Source organism: Bradyrhizobium sp. NC92 (assembly GCF_025200865.1).
Classification (GTDB): Bacteria; Pseudomonadota; Alphaproteobacteria; order Rhizobiales; family Xanthobacteraceae; genus Bradyrhizobium.
This window is the reverse complement of the sequence record NZ_CP104171.1, coordinates 7,438,138-7,457,045: the sequence shown is the minus strand read 5'-3', so window position 1 is coordinate 7,457,045 and position 18,908 is coordinate 7,438,138. Positions and strand designations below refer to the sequence as shown.

Sequence of the window (18,908 nt, the reverse complement as noted above, 5' to 3'; positions counted from 1 at the left end):
ATCAGATCAAGCAGCAGATTCAAACCCAAAACACCTACCCGACCCGCGTCGGACGCTGGGTTTCTTGCGGGTTGCGCCAATCGATTCCGGACAACAGGTAGCTCATCTGCGCCGGCGAGATCGTCACTGCTTCGCCCGCGACCGACGGCCAGATGAACCTTCCTCTCTCGAGTCTTTTGGTGAACAGGCATGCTCCCTGGCCATCGTGCCAGATCACCTTCACAAGATCGCTTCGGCGACCGCGGAACACGAACAGATGACCGCTGAGCGGATCCTTGCGCAGCACCTCCTGCACTTGGAGTGCCAACGACGGAAAGCCTCGGCGCATGTCCGTGTAGCCCGTCGCGAGCCACACTCGCGCGCCCGTCGGAACCGGGATCATCGGCGTACCAAAGCATCGAGGACACGACGTAGCGCGTCTCCATCAACGTCGCCATCGACCCGGATCCGGTGCCCGCTACCAAGATCGATCTCGATGATGCCCTGGCTCTTCCGTCGACGCGCCGGCACCGTCGTCGATGGCGCTTCGGCCACCTCTCGCGCCGGCACAGACGGCCCAATCTCGACCGGCACGAACGGCGCTATACTCGCTTCACCCTGCTTACAAAGCTCTTTCCGCCATCGGAAGAGCTGGCTCACATGAAGGCCGGCCATGCGAGCCACCTCGGAAACATTAGCTCCGGGCTCAAGCGATGCTGCAACTAGCCGTTCCTTCTCATCCTGCGACCACCGGCGCCGCCGCTCGACCGATGTGATCACCTCCGCCCGCGAAATCGTCATAGCGCTTCTCCTAGGATTACCCCTAGGACCTGCAGCGTTCGCGTCCGTCAAACAAGGCGGCCCTCAACGGAGGAATACTTTGCGAAAGGCCTTCTTGCCGAAGGAGGGAATGAGGTACTTCCGCGCCCGGCGCTCGTGGCCGGCGATGTGGATGGGATTGCGCTGACTTTCCGTCAGCACAGGAAACTCTTCCAGGAATTTCTCTGCTGCGGGCTTGAAGGTCATCTCCTTCTTATGAGCGGTGACCTTTCCAGGTCACCGCTCCGCACCATTCCCCGTAACTTGAGATACCATTCCTCGGCGACTTCCTCGGCCTGCCGGAGGTCGTCCTTCTCCGTGGCTGCTCTGTATTGCTTCCCTTCAATTATTGCCGAGCAATGATACGGGCCGCGCTTCCCGCGGCGGTAAAGATGGACCTTGCCACCCAGGATGATGTGGTTCTTTTGCTTTTCAGCCCTTTGCAATGCGACTTCGTCCATGACGATGAGCTTCCGTTGGCTTCGCGGCCGGCACACGCTCAGCGTCCTAAAGCCGAACTTGTTCTAACACTGTGCTAAGCGTCGTATGCTCCGTCAATCGCCTAAGGTGATGATTTGTCGGACAAAAACCATCTTAGCCACTCAATGGTAAGAATTTTAAGTCCCGCTCCCGCGTAACCCCAATGATCGAGGCATTTGCGTCTGTTCCGCGCGGTCAATTCGCCGGCCCCGGGCCATGGCGCATCCTCTCGGACCGGTACAACGACGCACTGTTGACCTCCGACAACGACCTGCGCAGGCTCTACCATGACGTTCTCGTGACGATCGATGAGAGCCGTACACCTCGACAGTGGGATGCCCAGATTCTCGGCGCGCAATTTGAGCACCTCAACGGAGCTGGCCGCAGATTGATCGCGTCTCGGGCGACGGCCGGACGGTAGATGTCGTTGAGCTTGATGTTATCATCGTGTTAGCCGCATCTACCCACGGCCGGCTTCTGATGCCCGCTGACCGATTAGTCCTGGAGAGGCTTCCTTCTCCATGTAGTCGGCCGGCGAAACCTGTTCGAAGCCTCTTCGATTGGAGCCGCCTCCATTTATCCTTGCACAAAGTTCCAATTCGCGCGCTGTCGCAGCCGCCCCGATCGGACGGCCACCGAGTTCGTCAGGACGGGATCCAGCAAGCCTTCGATTGGCCCAAATCGAAGAGTTTGGCGCTCATCCTGGGACTACGCCCCCGTGTCCCGCGGGGCGGCACTTCAAACTCTGGCATTGGTGCCCCTGCGCCCAGAGGGCGCAGCGGGAGCGGTCTTGTACGGCAAACTGCGGGCAATTCGGCCGATGAGTTGTCTCAGCCAGCGGTGGGCGGCGGAATGATGGGTCCGGCTCGTCCAGGTCATGCCGATCTGAAACGGTTCGGGGAAGGGACACGATGTCGCCACGACGGATTTGGCGATGTTCGAAGCGATGCGGCTTGGCACCGTCGAGATGAGATCCGTTGCGGGGAGAATGTGCGTGAGATCGGAAATGCTCGGTATCGCGACCACCTGGGTGAGCGATAAACCACGTTGATCGAGTTCTCTGAGGTACCCTGACCTCCAGGTGCCGCCATAGGTCACGACGGCGTGGCTCGCGTTGACATAGTCGTTCACCCGCAGCCTCCTGCCCGCGAGCCGATGGCTGCGATGCATGACGCACACATAGTGGTCGTCCAGCAGGTGGCGGTGATAGAAGCTCTCCTCATGCACGTCGTAAGGGCCGACCAGAAGATCTGCCTCACCGTTTTTCAGATGCGCCGTGCCTTTGGCGCGCGCTGTCTTGATCTCCAACACCAGTCGGGGCGCTCGGCGCCTCACCTCCGCGATGGTGCGCGGCAGAATGATCGAGCGTTCGTAATAGTTGCAGGCGATCGTAACTCGCCCGGACGCGCTGGCGGGATCGAAATCCGCAGGCTGCACCAAGCCCTCGAAGGCTTCGAGCATGCGGCTGGCACATTCGACGATTTCGGCGCATCGGGGCGTTGGGGCGATGCCGCCGCGCTGGCGCACGAAGAGCTTGTCGTGGAACGCCGCGCGCAGCCGGTCGATTGTGTAGCTGATAGTCGATTGGTTCGTGCCGAGCGCGTCAGCAGCCTTCGAAAACGAACCCAGTTCCGAGACCAGGCGCAAGGTACGGATCGCGCCAAAATCAATCGCGAGTGGATCCCAATCCTTTGCCATCTCTTCAGGATCCTCCTAGCGGAAAACTGCAACACCCTATCGAAAGAGTAGATAAGGGATATCAACTCTGTCCGATTGTCCGAGAGCTATTGCCAACGCAATCTGCTCGAAAATGGGAGTTTAGACGGCAAGCCCGTGACCATCGCCAAACCATGGAGATAGCTGCCCCATGAACGCCAAACCTTTTCCGCTCAACGCCTGGTACGCGGCCGCGTGGTCCCACGAGATAGCCCGCGATCTGTCCGCCCGCACCATCTGCGGCAAGAACGTCGTGCTCTACCGCCGCATCGACGGCCTCATCACAGCCCTAGAGGATGCCTGTTGGCACCGGCTGCTGCCGTTGTCTCTCGGACACCTGAAGGGCGACGACGTCATGTGCGGCTATCACGGGCTGGTCTTCAATTCAGCCGGGCGCTGCTCCTACATGCCCGCGCAGAAGACGATCAATCCGTCAGCCTGTGTGCGTGCCTATCCGGTCGCCGAGCGGCATCGCCTGGTATGGCTGTGGCCCGGGGATCCAGCGCTCGCGGACCCTGCCAAAATTCCGGATTTTCACTGGAACGACGGAAAGCAATGGGTCGGCGAGGGCGGCACGTTCTATCAGCTGAAATGCGACTATCGTTTGGTGATCGACAACCTGATGGATCTCACGCACGAGACCCACGTGCACGCCGGCAGTATCGGCGACGAGGCGATCACGGCCGCGCCCTTCGATGTGACACACACCGACGATACCGCAACGATGACGCGCTGGATGATCGACATCGAGCCGCCTCCGTTCTGGGCGCGCCAGCTTGCGCGGCCGGGCCGTGTTGATCGCTGGCAGATCGTGACGTTCCAGGCACCGTCCGTTGTCGTTGGCGACGTCGGGGTGGCGCTGACAAATACGGGCGCCCCGCAAGGCGACCGCTCGCAGGGCGTTAGTGGCGCGTTCTTGGCGGCGATCACGCCAGAAACTGAAGCAACCTGCCACTATTTCTGGAACTTCGTCCGAGATTATCGGAAGGGTGATGCGCAGCTGACCAAAGAGCTTCAGCTTGCCCACGTCAATGGTGGAGCAGGCGTCTACGATCAGGATCACAGAATATTGGAAGCGCAGCAGGCCGCCATCGACAAAAACCCGCGCACACCCTTCTATGACCTCAACATCGATGCCGGCGCGCTATGGGCACGACGATTGATCGACCGGATGATAACCAACGAACAGGCCAATGTCATCGCAAACGTTGCGGCCGAGTGAGCGAAAAAAGATGGCCAAGCCGATCGAATGGACTAGCGCACGCCTTTGTGCCACGCGCGAACTCACGCCTGACGTGAGGCTCTTCGAGATCGCTCCAGACCGCCTGTTGATGACGGCAACGCCCGGCAGTCACATCGACATCCTCATGCCAATCGACGGACGGCTGCAGGTTCGCACCTATTCGCTGGTGGATCCTTCTGCGGACGGACTCTATCGCATCGCCGTCAAGCGCCTTGCATCGAGCCGCGGCGGATCTGTCGGCATGTGGCACCTCAAGGCGGGTGAACGGCTCACGGTCTCCCAGCCAAAGAACAGCTTCGAATTGAGCTACGGCCGGCCGGAATATTTGCTGGTGGCCGGCGGCATCGGTATCACGCCCATCTACCCGATGGCGCTGGCGCTGAAGCAGGCGGACGCGAACTTTCGTCTGCTATATGCCGCGCGCAGCCGTCGCGACCTGGTGCTCGCGGACGAGCTTGCCCGCTATATTGGCAAACGCCTTCAGCTCTTCATAAGTGAAGAGGGACAACGCATCGACATCGCCGACGAGATCACCCAACTCGACGCGCGTGGTGAGCTCTATGTGTGTGGTCCGTTCGGGATGTTGCAGACCGTCAAGCGCCTGTGGCGCGAGGCGGCCCGACCCGAAGCGCATCTTCGCTATGAGACGTTCGGCCATGCGGGCAACATTGCAGACGCGTCGTTCAAAATCAGGATTCCCCGATTGGGTCTAGAAATTGACGTTCCCGCCAATCGCTCCATGCTCGAGGCGCTCGAAGATGCTGGCGTCGACATGATCTTCGGTTGCCGGCGCGGAGAATGCGGCCTCTGCGTGCTGCCGATCCTGGAGGCGTCGACCGAGGTCAATCATCGTGACGTGTTCTTCAGCAGTGAAGAGCGGGCGACGAACAGCAAGCTCTGCACCTGCGTGTCGCGCGTGGCGAGCGGTAGTCTAACGCTCGATACGCCCGATCGAGCGCGGATCCTGCGTCATGGCCGCGACGCGCGTGGTGTAGGTCCGCAAGACCCCCGCTAGCCCTCGGGCCACGAACGCGCCGCCGATCACGGCGCAAGCAATCTCTCGACTGCGGCCTTTTCCATCATGCGGCTCACCCGCGGCCAGGAACGAACGCTACAAGAAACCCGCCGCTCTTGGAGAGTTAATGGCGGATCGAGACGAATTGCGACGACAAACGCCGTCGACACTGATGGAGATCAGCATCAGAAATGAAAGCTTGGGCAGGGGATGGCGGCGCTTTCCGAGCAATTCGCGACATTAAGTCCAAGGTCGTGCACAATCCAGCGAAGGCGTGTTGCACTGACACAATCGCTATACAAAGCGCAATCGCGACGGCGAATTTGATCGCGGGCTTTTGTCAGAACTCACCGAGTCCATGAGACGGAAGACGCCAAAGGAGGTAGAGGAGCAGTGTCCTCTAACCCAGATCTGCCGCGACAAAGTGCTATCCACTTGAACGGCCAAGTTTCCAGCATATCAGCACCAACTCTGCTGATGCAGCTCCTCGAGCCGGTGAACGTCGGCAACACTGTTTGGTAGGACTGTGCATCATGATCACAATCGATTGTTGTGAACGTAGGCCTCCCAGCCCAGGTGCAGGAAGCACACCCGAGATAGGGCAGAGAGCAAGCGGAGTAAAGGCGACATGTGCTGTAAGAGGGCGCTCGACCGCCAGTCAGAAAACCTGGCGAGCAAGAATCCAGGCCGGCCAAAAAAGGATAACATACCTGCTCGAGGCGCATCGGCAATGTGACGAGCGCGAATTCGCGGTCGTGCTCGTCAGCGCTTCCTTGATTAGCCGCTCGACGAGCGGTTCACGTTGGATTGTCGCAGCCCACCAGGATCGGCAGTGGCCGTTAGAATCCATCTGTGAGACCATTTCTATTGGCACAGCGCAAGTCTGGCGCATCTCCTGTCGGCAAACCTTGGTATAGATTTACCGACCTATTCTATATCGCACGCTAACCCTTGTAGAGTTGAGACAGCTGTCGAGTTGTTTGTACTTTCGACGTCGAAGCGGAATCATCTGAACTCGACGTGCGGCACCAAGCCGTAATCTGATTTGATGCGTTTGGTGGACGTTGTTAACTGCCAATGGGGCGTGAGGACGAAGGTGATAGAACTAGGCGGACCCACCTTCGTGTTGGGGCTCTATCAACGCTCGTTTTTGTGCCTGCAGCCGATGAACTTTGGATAAAGGCTGATGCGGCCGGGCTGGTTTGTAAGCGTTTTCTTCGGATTGCTCAGGCGCTCTGCTCTAGTGTTTCGAGCTGGCCACCGGGCGATGAACCCAGGGAGCGCGTGCGGCCCATCAACACGAGCTTTTAGAGCGAGTGATCCGTCTGTCCTCATGTGCGGGCATAATGGCAGTCGCCGCATTTATCAATGTGGCGGTGGCCCGGGTCTGCTTGCGATCTGAATTAGTCTTTTGAATCTGAGCGTCGCGATGGCATTTACCGAACTTTTCATAAAACGTCCGGTCTTATCTGTTGTGGTCAGTCTTCTGATCCTGCTGATAGGTCTTCGCGCGGCCACCGTTTTGCCGGTTCGACAGTATCCCAAGCTATCGAACACGGTCGTCAATATCACGACCTCTTATCCAGGCGCCTCCGCTGACATGATTCAGGGGTTCATCACGGCTCCGTTGGAGCGAGCTGTCGCTTCCGCCGAGGGCGTCGACTACATAACGTCCTCCTCCGTGCTCGGTACCTCGACGATCCAGGTTTACGTCAAACTCAACTTCGATCCAAATGAGGCGCTCACCGAAGTCCTGTCGAAGGTCAACTCGGTCAGATATTTAATCCCCAAGGAATCGAACGATCCGGTCGTCACCAAATCTTCCGGTCAGACGACAGCTGTCATGTATATCGGCTTCTCAAGCGAGGAACTGACGGCCAGCGCGATCTCCGACTATCTCTCGCGCGTGGTACAACCGGTTCTGTCCACCGTAGACGGCGTCGCAGCCGCAGACATTCTGGGCGGCCAAAGTTTTGCGATGCGGCTATGGCTCGATCCCGCGAGAATGGCAGGGCACGACGTATCTCCAGCTGATGTTTCGGCTGCAATCACAGCTAATAACTTCCAGGCCGCGGCCGGACAGGCTAAGGGCTATTTCATCGTCTCTGACGTGACGGCCAATACAGATCTGCGAAGTGTCGACGAGTTCAAGAACATGATCGTCAAAGCCAAAGACGACGGTTTTGTTCGCATAGGGGACATCGCGACAGCTGAGCTTGCTGCACAGACCGCGGACGTCAGCGTCGCCATGAACGGCGAGCACGCAATCTTTATCGGCGTGCAGGCGAGCCCGCAAGGCAATCCGTTGAACATCGTGCGAGGCGTTCGGGAATTGCTTCCAGAAATCGAGCGTAACCTGCCGCCATCGGTCAAAATGAAAGTGGCATACGACTCCACAAAATTCATTCAATCGTCGATCGATGAGGTGGAGAAGACGCTTATTGAGTCCGTCGCTATCGTTGTGCTGGTGATCTTTCTGTTTCTCGCCTCGCTGCGGTCGGTCATCATCCCTGTCGTCACCATTCCACTGTCGCTCGTCGGTGTCTGTAGCATGATGCTGGCACTGGGCTTTTCATTCAATCTCCTGACCCTCCTCGCAATGGTGCTTGCGATCGGTCTCGTGGTCGACGACGCGATCGTCGTGGTGGAGAATATTCATCGCCATCTGGAAGCAGGAGCGACGCCGACGCAGGCCGCAAAGGAAGGGGCGCGCGAGATCGTCGGTCCCGTCGTTTCGATGACGATTACACTGGCCGCTGTCTACGCGCCGATAGGCTTTCTCGGCGGCCTCACCGGTGCGCTATTTCGTGAATTCGCGTTCACGTTGGCGGGGTCGGTGATCGTATCGGGCGTGATCGCGTTGACGCTGTCGCCGATGATGTGCTCGGTTTTGCTGAAGAGTGCTGAGGAGGGGCGGTTTGCAACATTCGTAAATCGCATGTTCGGCGCCGTGACACAGTGGTACGGCCGCAAACTCGACCGATCGCTCGACTATCGCCCGATTACCGGTCTGTTTGCGGTGACTATGCTAGGCCTCGTCTGCTTTCTTTATATGCATACATCTAAGGAACTCGCCCCCGAGGAGGATCAGGGCATCCTATTTGTACTAACTAAGGCACCTAAATACGCCAATATCGACTATCTCAACTATTACGGCGCCAAGGTCGACAAAGCGTTTCAGAAGTTTCCCGAGACCGACTTGCGTTTCGTGGTTAACGGCACCAGCGGTGCGCAGGGCGGTATGGCCGGCATGTTGCTCAAGCCTTGGGACGAGCGCAAACGATCATCGCTCGCGCTGAAGTCGTTAGTGCAGGCGGAGCTGTCCAAGAATGAAGGCATTAATGCATTTGCCTTTAGCCTGCCGCCACTTCCGGGCGGTTCAGGCGGCTTGCCGGTGCAAATGGTGATCAACTCGACGCAGGGTTTCCAATCCATCTATGAGCAAATGTCGAAGCTGAAGGATGCCGCGCGCCAGAGTGGTTTGTTTATGGTCAGCGACTCTGACCTTGAGTTCAACCAGCCAGTAGTGCGAATCAGGGTAGATCGCTCTAAGGCCAATGGCCTAGGCATCACCATGCAGAACGTCGGGAGCGCGCTCGCGACCCTACTTGGCGGAAACTTCGTCAACCGCTTCAACCTAGAGGGCCGCTCCTACCAGGTGATCCCGCAGGTGCCGCGTGAGCACCGGCTGACCCCGGAATCACTCGGGAATTTCTATGTAAAAGCTGCGACGGGCGCGATGCTGCCCCTGTCAACTGTGGTCTCCATTGAGACTGCGACCGGTCCCAACGCGCTCACCCGCTACAATCAACTCAACTCTTCAACCTTCCAAGCCGTACCGATGCCCGGCGTCACGATCGGTCAAGCTGTGGACTTCCTGGACGAGAAGGCAAAGGAACTGCCCGCAGGCTACAACCACGACTTTCTCGCCGATGCCCGCCAGTATGTGCGGGAAGGTAACCAACTTGCCATCACCTTTGCGTTTGCACTCATCATCATTTTCTTGGTGCTTGCGGCGCAGTTCGAAAGTCTGCGTGATCCTCTCATCATCATGGTCAGCGTGCCGATGGCAATCGTCGGCGCCTTAATTCCGCTATTTTTTGGCACGGCGACGATGAACATCTACACCCAGGTCGGACTGCTGACGCTGGTCGGACTGATTTCTAAGCATGGTATCCTGATGGTCGAATTTGCCAATGAGATGCAGATCAAGAAGAGACTTGATCGTCGCTCGGCCATCGAGGTGGCGGCGCGCGTCCGACTGCGTCCAATCTTGATGACCACTGCGGCCATGGTCACGGGCCTTTTTCCCTTATTGACGGCAACGGGTGCTGGCGCCGCGAGCCGCTTCTCGATTGGGCTGGTGGTCGTAGCAGGCATTGCTATCGGCACGCTGTTCACGTTATTCGTGCTGCCGGCGGTCTATGTCGCGATGGCGTCGGATCACAGACCTGACGCGAGTGCGCGCCCCGAGAAGGCCGCCGAGCTCGACCTCATAGTCAGCTGATCCACCTCGCGAGTGATGCCCCCTGATGATAAACCCGCGTTCGCTTGTTGCTTCTCTAGGTAACGGGGCTGCTCGTCTATCCGAGGCGTGACCATCCTGAGGTGGTTGCAATTCGTGGCGCGGAGGGACACGAAAGGTGATCTGCGGCTGCGGCGCCTTGTCTCGATCTATCGCTGCTCGCGGAGAGTATGGCAGGCCGGTCGAGCGCCAAGCGTATGACCAATAGCTTCGGAAGTGACAGTGCGAGACGACCGCTGCGTGTGGAGCTGACGATGCCACCCGTGATTCACCGCTCGCCAGAGCCTTCTCACTCATCATGCAGATTGAGTTCGATCCTGACAGGCGGTGCTAGGGTATGCGCATCCCTAAACACAAAATGCCAACGACCGCGAAATGATCCACCGTGTAGATGCCGCCCATCAATACAATCGATTTTACCAACTTTGCATGATGTCGCATAGCAATAACATCGGAAGAAAACAGCCGACGATCGGATCGGGATGGTTATCGATCCTTGCCTTCGCGGGGAGAAACATTGTCGGTGTACGTCGTGTCAAGCCACGGGCTCGTACGGTCCGGCGACGTTTCCAGGTGGTCTCTCGCCTAACACCGCGAGTTCGTAGCGACTGGCGGCGGGCAAAGGGCTGCGGTCGGTCGCCATATTTTTCGTAGCGACGAGTATCTAGCCGAATTCCTTGAGCCCTGATTCAATCGAACGAAAAGGCCAGATTTCATTTGGACTGGATTTTGGTCTTCTGTGGTTAAAGCTAGCGGCGAATGCCCTCGCCGCAATTCGACCGTCGGCAGGAGCCCTCCCTCTGCCGACGGAAGCTGGCGCGATGTGTAACAGCGTCGCTCCTTCCGAGACTGACTTAAGCCCGGCCGCCAAAAGTGGTCGGGCTTCTTTTGTCCGTCGAGTACTGGCGACAGCACGGAATGGGCAAATATCTTGATATCAACGAGTGCTGTCCCTCCTGCGGGCGTCTGTGCGGCATGCATTTTCAAAACGCACGCGTTCGCAAAATCATGCTGGCCGCTTGTTGTTCGGCAGTCTTCACCGGTACGTTGGCGTGGTGACTGCCTGACGTTCCGCCAAGCCTTCTTGGTTCAGTATTATTGTTAGGGCACCAAGCTAGAGATGACTTTGGAATACGCTTGAGCTAGTCCTCTCCACCGTAGCGCTACTTGTCCGGCGAGGACTTGTTCTCCTCACGGATGATGTCCATGCAGAGCTCGACGCACTCGTCGCAGATGCAGACCGTGGAAGCCGCGATCAGTTTGCGGACTTCGTGCTGGCTCTTGCCGCAGAGCGAGCAATATAGCCTGTTGTTGGAGTCGCTCGTGCCGACCTTACTCATTCGTGTCTCCATCAGCGGTTCGAGTCCGCTCGATTGCTCCAAGCCGACGCGTCGGCACGAAGCCTAAGGAGAGCAAATTTCGTACCAAATAAGGCCGTACGCGTTACATCCCGTGCGATTCACAGCCACGCGGTTCTCCCGCGATCATAGTCGATCGATCGTAGCCAACCATATTGTCACTGGCGCCAACCGTAGCCAGGGCCCAGCCGCCTCCCGTGCTGAGATAAAGACTATCGTCCTGCTGGGCTTCGATTGCGGCGAGGTCGTCGGTGTCATTCGGCCCTTTAGTTGCGGTTTGTTGTCTAGCTTACATAGTCGTCCGTGAACAAGGCTCTAAGCGATTGAGCGGGAGTCGTTTTCCCGATCGAGGACCGTTTGAGATTGCAGGGATTGGAAGGTAGAGGCCGCCAACTCCCTGCAATTCGTTTGTGGATTGAACGAAGCGGCTGGCGCGGCATTGTTTGTTGCTGGAGTGGGGAGTGCCAGCAACCTTCCTCACTCTCGGCAGGCGGTGGTTCGAATCAAGAGAGACCGTGCAGTCGGATCGACAACGATGGCGACCAACAACATCGCGACACATCCAAGGGACGATGCCGGGGCGATTTTCCGCAACGCCGTATGGGAGCAGCTTGCCAAAGAGTGTCAGCTCCAGGCCTGTGAGCAACGCATCCTCGAGGAGGCCAGACAGGCAGGCCTGAAGCATGGCATCAGCGTGCCGTTGTTTGGACCGGCAGGACGGCTATCAATGGTATCATTCGCGTCCTGTTTTGATGATGCCGATCCTGAAGGTCACGTGGTGCGGCTCAAAGCGCTGGCTTGGCACTTCCATATTGCATTTGCGGAGATTGCCAAGCCCTCAAACAGTGCTGCGATAGCAAGGTGAGCCTATCAGAGCGCGAGAAAGATTGCCTGCGCTGGGTGGCGAAAGGAAAATCGTCCTGGGAAATCGGAAAGATCCTGAATATCAGCGAGAATACAGTGAACTTTCACCTTAAAAATGCAATTCGAAAGCTCGGCACGACAAACCGCACCCATGCCATCGCCGAGGCGATTCGTCTTGGTCTGATTTCGGCGCCGATGCCGATCGGTCGCCTAGCCGGTCACGTCCGGCTCGCGACACTTTGCCACGCGCGTGGCGATCTGATCACGTCAGAGGAGGAGCAATCGCGGATGAGCTTCCCGGCGACGATCCGCGTCGATCAGGGCAGCGAGTTCGTGTGATCTTGACTTGTGGGCCTAACAGCGCGGCGTCACTGGACTTCTCGCGGCCCGGCGCCGCGATAGCCATATTTCGGCCGTCGCGGACGATGCTTGATTGCGCGACACGTTCATCAGCTCCTTAATGAAGGCGGCGCTGACGCGCGTCCGCCAGCGGAATATCGATCGCTTGGTCAATCAGGCCTCGTCGATCGGCTAGTGCGAATGCGAGATTTCAGGTTGTCCAATGAGCGCGCGCGCCAGACGCTCGTAAGTCATCCATTCTCTCGTCGACAAGTGATTGCCTAAGCAAGCACAGCCTTCTGCTTGGCGCGACTGGCGATAGCGCGTGAGCTGAATGCTACCGACCTTGGTAGGTTTAGTTTTCCTCGATTGTCAGCTAAGTGTCGTTGGACTTCTTTAGGAGACACGGCTCGTACGCGCTAAGGATGGCCGAGACGAAAGAGCAGCGGGAACGGGAGAGACTCGATGCACTTCGATGAACCGCGCTGCGCCGCACCTCTCGCGCGCTGGTCCTGTTTGCCGGTGGCGTGATGGGGAGCAGGGCCGACAATCCGCCGCCGCGCTCCAAGGCCACGACGCTGGCAGACCAGAAGGACGGTCCCGGCGCGCGCGCCGGCCAAACACCTGACACGCCCTCAGCGGCCGAGCAGCATCGCCTTCCGCCGGACTCGACCACCATGCAAACCCTCGAGCTGCCCGGGCGGGCGCTCGCATTCACGGCCACCGCAGGTTCCATCCGCCTGTTCGACGACCAGGGCGAGCCGCAGGCCGACATTGCGTACACCTCCTATCAGCTCGACGGGTGCGACCGCGCTACACGCCCCGTCACCTTCTTCTTCAACGGAGGGCCTGGTGCATCGTCGGCTTGGCTACAGCTCGGCAATGCCGGTCCTTGGCGGCTGTCCATCAATGCCGACGAAGTCACACCATCGAGCTCTCCTGAGGTGAATCCCAATGCGGAGACCTGGCTCGATTTCACTGACCTCGTCTTCATCGATCCGGTCGGGACAGGCTATAGCCGCTTCGTCGCGACCGGCGAGAATGTCCGGCAGCTGTTCTTTTCCGTGGACGGCGATGTTAGCGCGCTCGCTCTGATGATCCGCCGCTGGCTCGAGAAGCACGACCGGTTATTGTCGCCGAAATATGTCGCGGGCGAAAGCTATGGCGGCATTCGCGGGCCGAAGGTGGTGCGCCAGTTGCAGGAGCAGCAAGGTGTCGGCGTTAAAGGTCTGATCATGGTGTCACCTGTGTTTGACTACCGTGAGTCCGGAACGAGCCTTCTCCAACACGTCGCAACGCTGCCGAGCTATGTCGCGACCGTACGCGAAGCCAAGGGACCGGTGAAGCGGGCCGATCTCGCCGACGTCGAAGCTTATGCGCGGGGCGAGTTCTTGACCGACCTCGTCAAAGGCACGGCCGACAAGGAGGCGGCCGCGCGCCTCGCCGACAAGGTCGCCACGCTAACTGGCATCGACCAAGCAGTGAGCCTCCGGCTTGCCGGCCGCTTTGATGCCGGCCAATTCAGTCGTGAGCTCGACCGCAACAACGGCAAGGTGACCGGCCGCTACGACGCCTCGGTGCGTGGCTTCGATCCCCACCCCGAGTCTAGCGACCCCGCACACGCCGATCCCTCGGGCAGCACGCTAAAGGCGCCGCTGACCAGTGCCGCCGTCGATCTCCTTACGCGCAAGCTGAACTGGCGGCCGGACGGCTCCTATGAGTTGAGCAACGGTGCGGTCAGGCAAGCTTGGGATTATGGCCCAAGCCCCCCGCAATCGCTGTTTGAGCTGCGCCAGATCCTTGCGATGGATCCGAAAATGAGGGTGCTGGTAGCGCACGGCCTGTTCGACCTCGTAACGCCCTATTTCCGCTCGCAGATCGTGCTCGATCAGTTGCCCGCTTTCGCTGAGCCGCCGCGCGTCAAGCTTGTGGTCTATCCGGGCGGCCACATGTTCTACTCGCGTGATGCATCGCGCCAGCTTTTTCGCGCGGAGATCGAAGCGATGATGAAACCAGCCTCCAATTAATCAACAAGCATGCGCTCGCGTGCATCGTATGTCTGTTGCGAGACCGAACTTTGGACCACCCAGAACTAGAGTTTTGCGCTTCTTTCACGGTGGCGGGCTGGTGGCGCCATCGTGGTTATGCAGCAAAATCGGCGGTCTGTTGCCGATTGCCCCATGCGGGCGTTCTTCATTGTAGTATCTGCGCCAAGTCTCCACCTTTTCCTGGGCGTCCGCAAGGCTGAGGAACCAGTGCGTGTTGAGGCATTCGGCCCGGAAGCGCCCGTTGAAGGCTTCGATGAAGGCGTTGTCGGTCGGCTTGCCAGGCCGCGAGAAGTCGAGCGTGACGCCGCGCTGGTAGGCCCAGAGGTCAAGATCGCGCGACACGAACTCGCTGCCCTGATCGACGCGGATCGTCGCCGGAAATCCCACTTCATTGCAAACCCTTTCCAGGACCGCCACGACGTCGGTGCCGCGGAAGGTGAACCGGGGCTGCAGCGCCGGTGAGAAGCGGGAGAAGGTATCGACCATCGTGAGCACGCGCAGCTTATGCCCTGTCGCCAACTGATCGTGGACAAAATCCATCGCCCACGTCTCGTTCGACCGCGTCGCCGGCCTGCGATCATCGCGCAGCTTGGCCTTGACCCGGCGCTTGGGTGATTTGTTGCGCAGTTGTAGGCCCAATTCGCGATAGACGCGCCGCGTCTTGTTCTGGCCGTGGTGCCAGCCCTCGCGGCGGAGCAGAACGTGGACACGGCGATAGCCGTAGCGAACGAGGGCAGCCTGGCCGGAGCGACGCGATTTGTAATGGTAGGTCGACCGGTCGAACTCGAGGGCTTCGCAACCCTTGCGGATCGAGACTTGCCACTCACCGCGAACCTCGTCGACCAGCTTGCGCTTCCGGCCAGGCTTCATAGCTTTCGGCGGATCACGTCCTGCAGCATCTCCTTGTCGAGCGACAGGTCGGCCACCAGCTTCTTCAGCTTGGCGTTCTCGTCCTCGAGCTGCTTCAACCGCCGCATCTCGGTCGGCAGCAGACCGTCATACTTGGTCTTCCAGTTGAAATAGGTCGCCTGGCTGATTCCGGCCCTGCGGCAGATCTCCGCGACCGGCACGCCGTCGGCACCCTGCTTGAGAATGAACGCCTTCTGGGCGTCTGAAAACTTCGAGGCCTTCATCGTTGTCCGCTCCTCCCAGCCGAGGGGATTTACGCAGCGCAACTCTAGCCAAAACTGGTCCAGTTTGCCGGCCTCAGATCAACACAAACTCGCTGCCTTGATCGACGCGAATCGTCGCCGCAAATCCCACTTCATTGCAAAGCCTTTCGAGGACTTCCACGACATCGGTGCCGCGGAAGGTGAGCCGCGGCGCCAACGCCGTCGATCTCCAGGGTGAAATCCGGTAGAGCCGCAAGGAGCGCAAGCTTCTGGTGAAAGCCGGTGATGGCGATGCAGCTATGCTCGACTCGAGGCAGAAGGACGGTGAGAGCGTCGTAAGGTTGAAGAATGGACGAGCCCGCACACGCGTAGGGCAGGGTATAGAGCAGCGAGACGAAGTGACGTCGCCTTGACCGAAAATAGTCGACCGCCCTCGGCCCACCAGGAAGAGCGCACCCGGCCGAATCCGAAAGGAGGTTCAGTCGGGATCGGCATCGACAGGCTCGCCACAGAGGGTCGAACCTTCATGCGCTCAATCGACCTCGTTCAGGCTTTCAGACATTCGAATCCGGCAGCTTCCAGATCCAAATGCCAACAGAACTCGTGTCAATAGGGAGGGAGATTCAACGGCTGAATGATCATGCACGAGAGCTTCCTCCGTGGCGCTCCCCTCGCGGGCAAACAAGCATACCCTGCTGCCGGTTGTTGATGTCGTCGAGATAAGACTGATACGCCAACCTGATGCCCTCCTCCAGCGAGATGCTGGCTTGCCACCCGGTTCTGGCCAGGCGGCTGACGTCCAGCAGCTTGCGCGGCGTGCCGTCGGGACGCGACGTGTCGAAGCTGATCTCGCCCCGAAAGCCGACGGCAGCCGCGACCGCGAGCGCCAAATCGGCGATGGTGATGTCCTGGCCGCTGCCGATATTAACCAGCTCCGGCGACGAATAGGTCTTCATTAGGTGGATGCAGGCATCTGCAAGATCGTCGACATAGAGGAATTCGCGCCGAGGCATGCCGGTGCCCCATACTACAACGTTCGTGGCGCCGGACAATTTGGCCTCATGGAAACGGCGGATCAGCGCTGGGACGACATGGCTGTATTCGGGATGATAATTGTCGCCGGGACCGTAAAGGTTAGTGGGCATCACGCTGATGAAGTCGGCGCCGTACTGGCTGCGATAAGCTTCCACCATCTTCACACCGGCTATTTTCGCAATTGCATAGGGTTCGTTGGTGGGCTCTAGCGGGCCGGTCAGCAGCGAATCCTCTCGCAGCGGCTGCGCCGCCAGCCGCGGATAGATGCAGGAGGAGCCACAAAACATCAGCTTCTCGCACCCGTTCGCATGCGCTGCCTGTATCACATTGATCGATATTGCAAGGTTGTCGTACAGAAATTCGGCTCGAAGTATGTCGTTGGCGAGGATGCCGCCGACCTTGGCAGCGGCGAGGAACACCACCTGGGGCCGATTCGCGGTGAACCAGGCGTTCACCGCTGCTTGGTCGCGCAGATCGAGCTCACTTCGCGCCGCCGTCAGTAGGTTCGCCTCCTCGCTCGCGAGCCGGCGCACCAACGCCGAGCCAACCATACCGCGGTGGCCGGCGACGAAGACCGACTTGCGCTTCAGCTCAAACGGCGTACTGGCCATCGGCGGCACTCCTGACGTGCTTCGGCGAGATCGCTTGCGACCATCTCCCTCACCAGCTGCGCAAAGCTGGTCTTAGGCTCCCAGCCGAGTTTCTGGCGAGCTTTGCCAGCATCGCCAATCAGCAGATCGACCTCGGTCGGCCGAAAATAGGCCGGATCGATTTTCACCACAGTCTTGCCCGATGCCCGGTCGATGCCGGTCTCCTCGACGCCTTGGCCACACCATTCAATGCTCCGGCCGACCTCGGCAAATGCCCGCTCGACGAACTCGCGCACCGACCGCGTTTCGCCGGTCGCCAGGACATAATCCTCTGCCACGTCTGCCTGCAGAATGCGGTGCATGCCCTCGACATAGTCACGCGCGTGGCCCCAGTCGCGCTTGGCGTCTAGGTTGCCGAGATACAGGCGTTCCTCGAGGCCGACCTCGATGCGGGCGACGGCGCGCGTGATCTTGCGTGTGACGAAGGTCTCGCCGCGGATCGGACTCTCATGGTTGAACAGAATTCCGTTGCAAGCGAAGATGCCGTAAGCCTCACGATAGTTGACGGTGATCCAGTAGGCATAGAGCTTGGCTACGGCATAGGGCGAACGCGGATAGAATGGCGTCGTCTCTTTCTGCGGCACTTCCTGGACGAGACCGTAGAGCTCCGAGGTGGAGGCCTGATAGAACCTCGTCTCCTTTTCCATGCCCAAGATGCGGATCGCTTCGAGCAGGCGAAGGACGCCGAGACCGTCGGCATTGGCGGTGTATTCAGGGCTCTCGAAGCTAACCGCGACATGACTTTGGGCCGCTAGATTGTAAATTTCGGTCGGCCGGATTTGTTGCATCAGCCGGATCAGGTTAGTGGAATCGGTCATGTCGCCGTAGTGCATCAGGAAGGGCACGTCGCCAGCATGCCGGTCCTGGTACAGGTGATCGACGCGTGCGGTATTGAGAGAAGACGATCGTCGCTTGATTCCGTGCACCGTGTAGCCGAGGCCGAGCAGATATTCCGCGAGGTACGCACCATCCTGGCCGGTGACGCCGGTGATCAGCGCAACCCGTCGTTTTGAATCTTCAGCTGTCACTGTCTCACCAGTTGTACGCATCTAAATCGGCTTTCCGGAGGGATATTACGCGCAAAGAAAGCTCCGTGTTTACACGCAGATGAACTGAACCATCCTTGCTCTATGATTGTACGGCAGTGCAGATCAAACGCATCATATACATTGATATGCACCGCCAATGGAAAGTCGCAGCGGCGGATTTCGGCCAGAGCAAGCTCATCGGTTCATCTTAATCTTGCTGATACCCAGACATGCGATTTGGTTACAAACCATCGTATAGTTCTTCAAACCCTTTCGCGTCTCAAGTCTTACCTCCGTACGATTGAACCGACGATCTCAAGGTCCTAGCCTCGTCTTATCAAGCGAGCAGCGGGTGCCGCTTTGCCCGGACGCAGCAATGAACTCGATGAGCAGGAATCATGAAGTTTTATCGTAAGAGCGGATATGCTCCGCCGAGTTTCAAGCATGGTCAATCGCCGAAGCCATATGACAATGACAGTTGCGATGGTCCAACGAACACGAAAACTCTGATCCGGCCGCGAATCTCTATCGAGCTACCCAATGAAGACGCGCTTTTGAATTCGACTACCGAAGTCGAGTCACCGGCAAAGTGCGATGATGCTTGTCCAAGCTAACAGACAAAGGGCCATGTCATGTCGAAAGACCGGGAGACGTAGCTCAAGCTCTCAGCGTGTGGAGTTGCGTCCCAGCGAAGCCC

At 58.8% G+C, this 18,908-nt stretch carries 16 protein-coding genes and 1 pseudogene; 7 read left to right on the top strand and 10 right to left on the bottom strand.

Features of this window, described 5'->3' with window-relative positions; translation table 11 throughout:
- Positions 1–34: 34 nt before the first annotated feature.
- The 4 genes from tnpB to N2602_RS34580 all read right to left on the bottom strand — a co-directional run bounded on the left by tnpB (position 35) and on the right by N2602_RS34580 (position 1,259).
- On the bottom strand, positions 35–382 hold the full coding sequence (gene tnpB / locus N2602_RS34595) for an IS66 family insertion sequence element accessory protein TnpB (RefSeq protein WP_027584861.1): 348 nt from the start codon (positions 380–382) through the stop codon (positions 35–37).
- Positions 379–780: an IS66-like element accessory protein TnpA gene (tnpA, locus tag N2602_RS34590; RefSeq protein ID WP_260380902.1), complete on the bottom strand. Its 402-nt coding sequence runs from the start codon at positions 778–780 to the stop codon at positions 379–381. The genes tnpB and tnpA overlap by 4 nt, the downstream gene beginning before the upstream one ends.
- Positions 781–843: 63 nt before the next feature.
- Entirely contained in the window at positions 844–1,005 is a 162-nt protein-coding gene (locus tag N2602_RS34585; protein WP_260380901.1) for a hypothetical protein, read from the bottom strand.
- Positions 1,002–1,259: a hypothetical protein gene (locus tag N2602_RS34580; RefSeq protein ID WP_260380900.1), complete on the bottom strand. Its 258-nt coding sequence runs from the start codon at positions 1,257–1,259 to the stop codon at positions 1,002–1,004. Before N2602_RS34580 ends, N2602_RS34585 begins: the two co-directional genes overlap by 4 nt.
- A 182-nt stretch (positions 1,260–1,441) precedes the next feature.
- Between N2602_RS34580 and N2602_RS34575 the strand changes: the two genes are divergently transcribed.
- Entirely contained in the window at positions 1,442–1,699 is a 258-nt protein-coding gene (locus tag N2602_RS34575) for a hypothetical protein (RefSeq protein ID WP_260380899.1), read from the top strand.
- A 317-nt stretch (positions 1,700–2,016) separates the two neighbouring features.
- Here N2602_RS34575 and N2602_RS34570 read toward each other — a convergent pair whose 3' ends face one another.
- A complete protein-coding gene (locus tag N2602_RS34570) occupies positions 2,017–2,976 on the bottom strand; it encodes a LysR family transcriptional regulator (protein ID WP_260380898.1) in 960 nt (319 codons plus the stop codon).
- A gap of 169 nt (positions 2,977–3,145) precedes the next feature.
- Here N2602_RS34570 and N2602_RS34565 point away from each other — a divergent pair, with 169 nt between their 5' ends.
- From N2602_RS34565 to N2602_RS34555, 3 genes are all read left to right on the top strand, one after another.
- Positions 3,146–4,216, top strand: coding sequence for an aromatic ring-hydroxylating dioxygenase subunit alpha (locus N2602_RS34565; protein ID WP_260380897.1), 1,071 nt, complete (start codon positions 3,146–3,148; stop codon positions 4,214–4,216).
- A 10-nt stretch (positions 4,217–4,226) separates the two neighbouring features.
- On the top strand, positions 4,227–5,252 hold the full coding sequence (locus tag N2602_RS34560; protein WP_260380896.1) for a PDR/VanB family oxidoreductase: 1,026 nt from the start codon (positions 4,227–4,229) through the stop codon (positions 5,250–5,252).
- Positions 5,253–6,681: 1,429 nt separating this feature from the next.
- The gene (locus N2602_RS34555) at positions 6,682–9,759 is read left to right on the top strand and encodes an efflux RND transporter permease subunit (protein WP_260380895.1); all 3,078 of its coding nucleotides are present in this window, start codon (positions 6,682–6,684) and stop codon (positions 9,757–9,759) included.
- Between the two features lie 1,193 nt (positions 9,760–10,952).
- Here N2602_RS34555 and N2602_RS34550 read toward each other — a convergent pair.
- Positions 10,953–11,117, bottom strand: a pseudogene (locus tag N2602_RS34550) (ClpX C4-type zinc finger protein); the annotation flags it as partial.
- 553 nt (positions 11,118–11,670) lie between these two features.
- Here N2602_RS34550 and N2602_RS38850 point away from each other — a divergent pair.
- From N2602_RS38850 to N2602_RS34540, 3 genes are all read left to right on the top strand, one after another.
- Positions 11,671–12,000 carry an autoinducer binding domain-containing protein gene (locus N2602_RS38850; RefSeq protein ID WP_311738753.1) on the top strand — a complete coding sequence of 110 codons (330 nt, stop codon included), beginning with the start codon at positions 11,671–11,673 and terminating at the stop codon, positions 11,998–12,000.
- Positions 11,997–12,338 carry a helix-turn-helix domain-containing protein gene (locus N2602_RS38845; protein WP_311738752.1) on the top strand — a complete coding sequence of 114 codons (342 nt, stop codon included), beginning with the start codon at positions 11,997–11,999 and terminating at the stop codon, positions 12,336–12,338. The genes N2602_RS38850 and N2602_RS38845 overlap by 4 nt, the downstream gene beginning before the upstream one ends.
- Positions 12,339–12,868: 530 nt before the next feature.
- Positions 12,869–14,365 carry a S10 family peptidase gene (locus tag N2602_RS34540; RefSeq protein WP_260380894.1) on the top strand — a complete coding sequence of 499 codons (1,497 nt, stop codon included), beginning with the start codon at positions 12,869–12,871 and terminating at the stop codon, positions 14,363–14,365.
- 84 nt (positions 14,366–14,449) lie between these two features.
- On the opposite strand, the gene N2602_RS34535 is transcribed toward N2602_RS34540, so the two are convergent.
- The 4 genes from N2602_RS34535 to gmd all read right to left on the bottom strand — a co-directional run bounded on the left by N2602_RS34535 (position 14,450) and on the right by gmd (position 18,232).
- A protein-coding gene (locus N2602_RS34535; RefSeq protein WP_260380893.1) for an IS3 family transposase occupies positions 14,450–15,519 on the bottom strand; the annotation gives its coding sequence in 2 pieces (ribosomal slippage) (positions 14,450–15,258 and positions 15,258–15,519; 1,071 coding nt in all).
- 73 nt (positions 15,520–15,592) lie between these two features.
- The gene (locus N2602_RS34530) at positions 15,593–15,715 is read right to left on the bottom strand and encodes a hypothetical protein (protein WP_409241872.1); all 123 of its coding nucleotides are present in this window, start codon (positions 15,713–15,715) and stop codon (positions 15,593–15,595) included.
- Positions 15,716–16,136: 421 nt separating this feature from the next.
- A complete protein-coding gene (locus N2602_RS34525) occupies positions 16,137–17,144 on the bottom strand; it encodes a GDP-L-fucose synthase (RefSeq protein ID WP_311738749.1) in 1,008 nt (335 codons plus the stop codon).
- The gene (gene gmd, locus N2602_RS34520) at positions 17,120–18,232 is read right to left on the bottom strand and encodes a GDP-mannose 4,6-dehydratase (protein ID WP_260380892.1); all 1,113 of its coding nucleotides are present in this window, start codon (positions 18,230–18,232) and stop codon (positions 17,120–17,122) included. The genes N2602_RS34525 and gmd overlap by 25 nt, the downstream gene beginning before the upstream one ends.
- Positions 18,233–18,908: the final 676 nt, after the last annotated feature.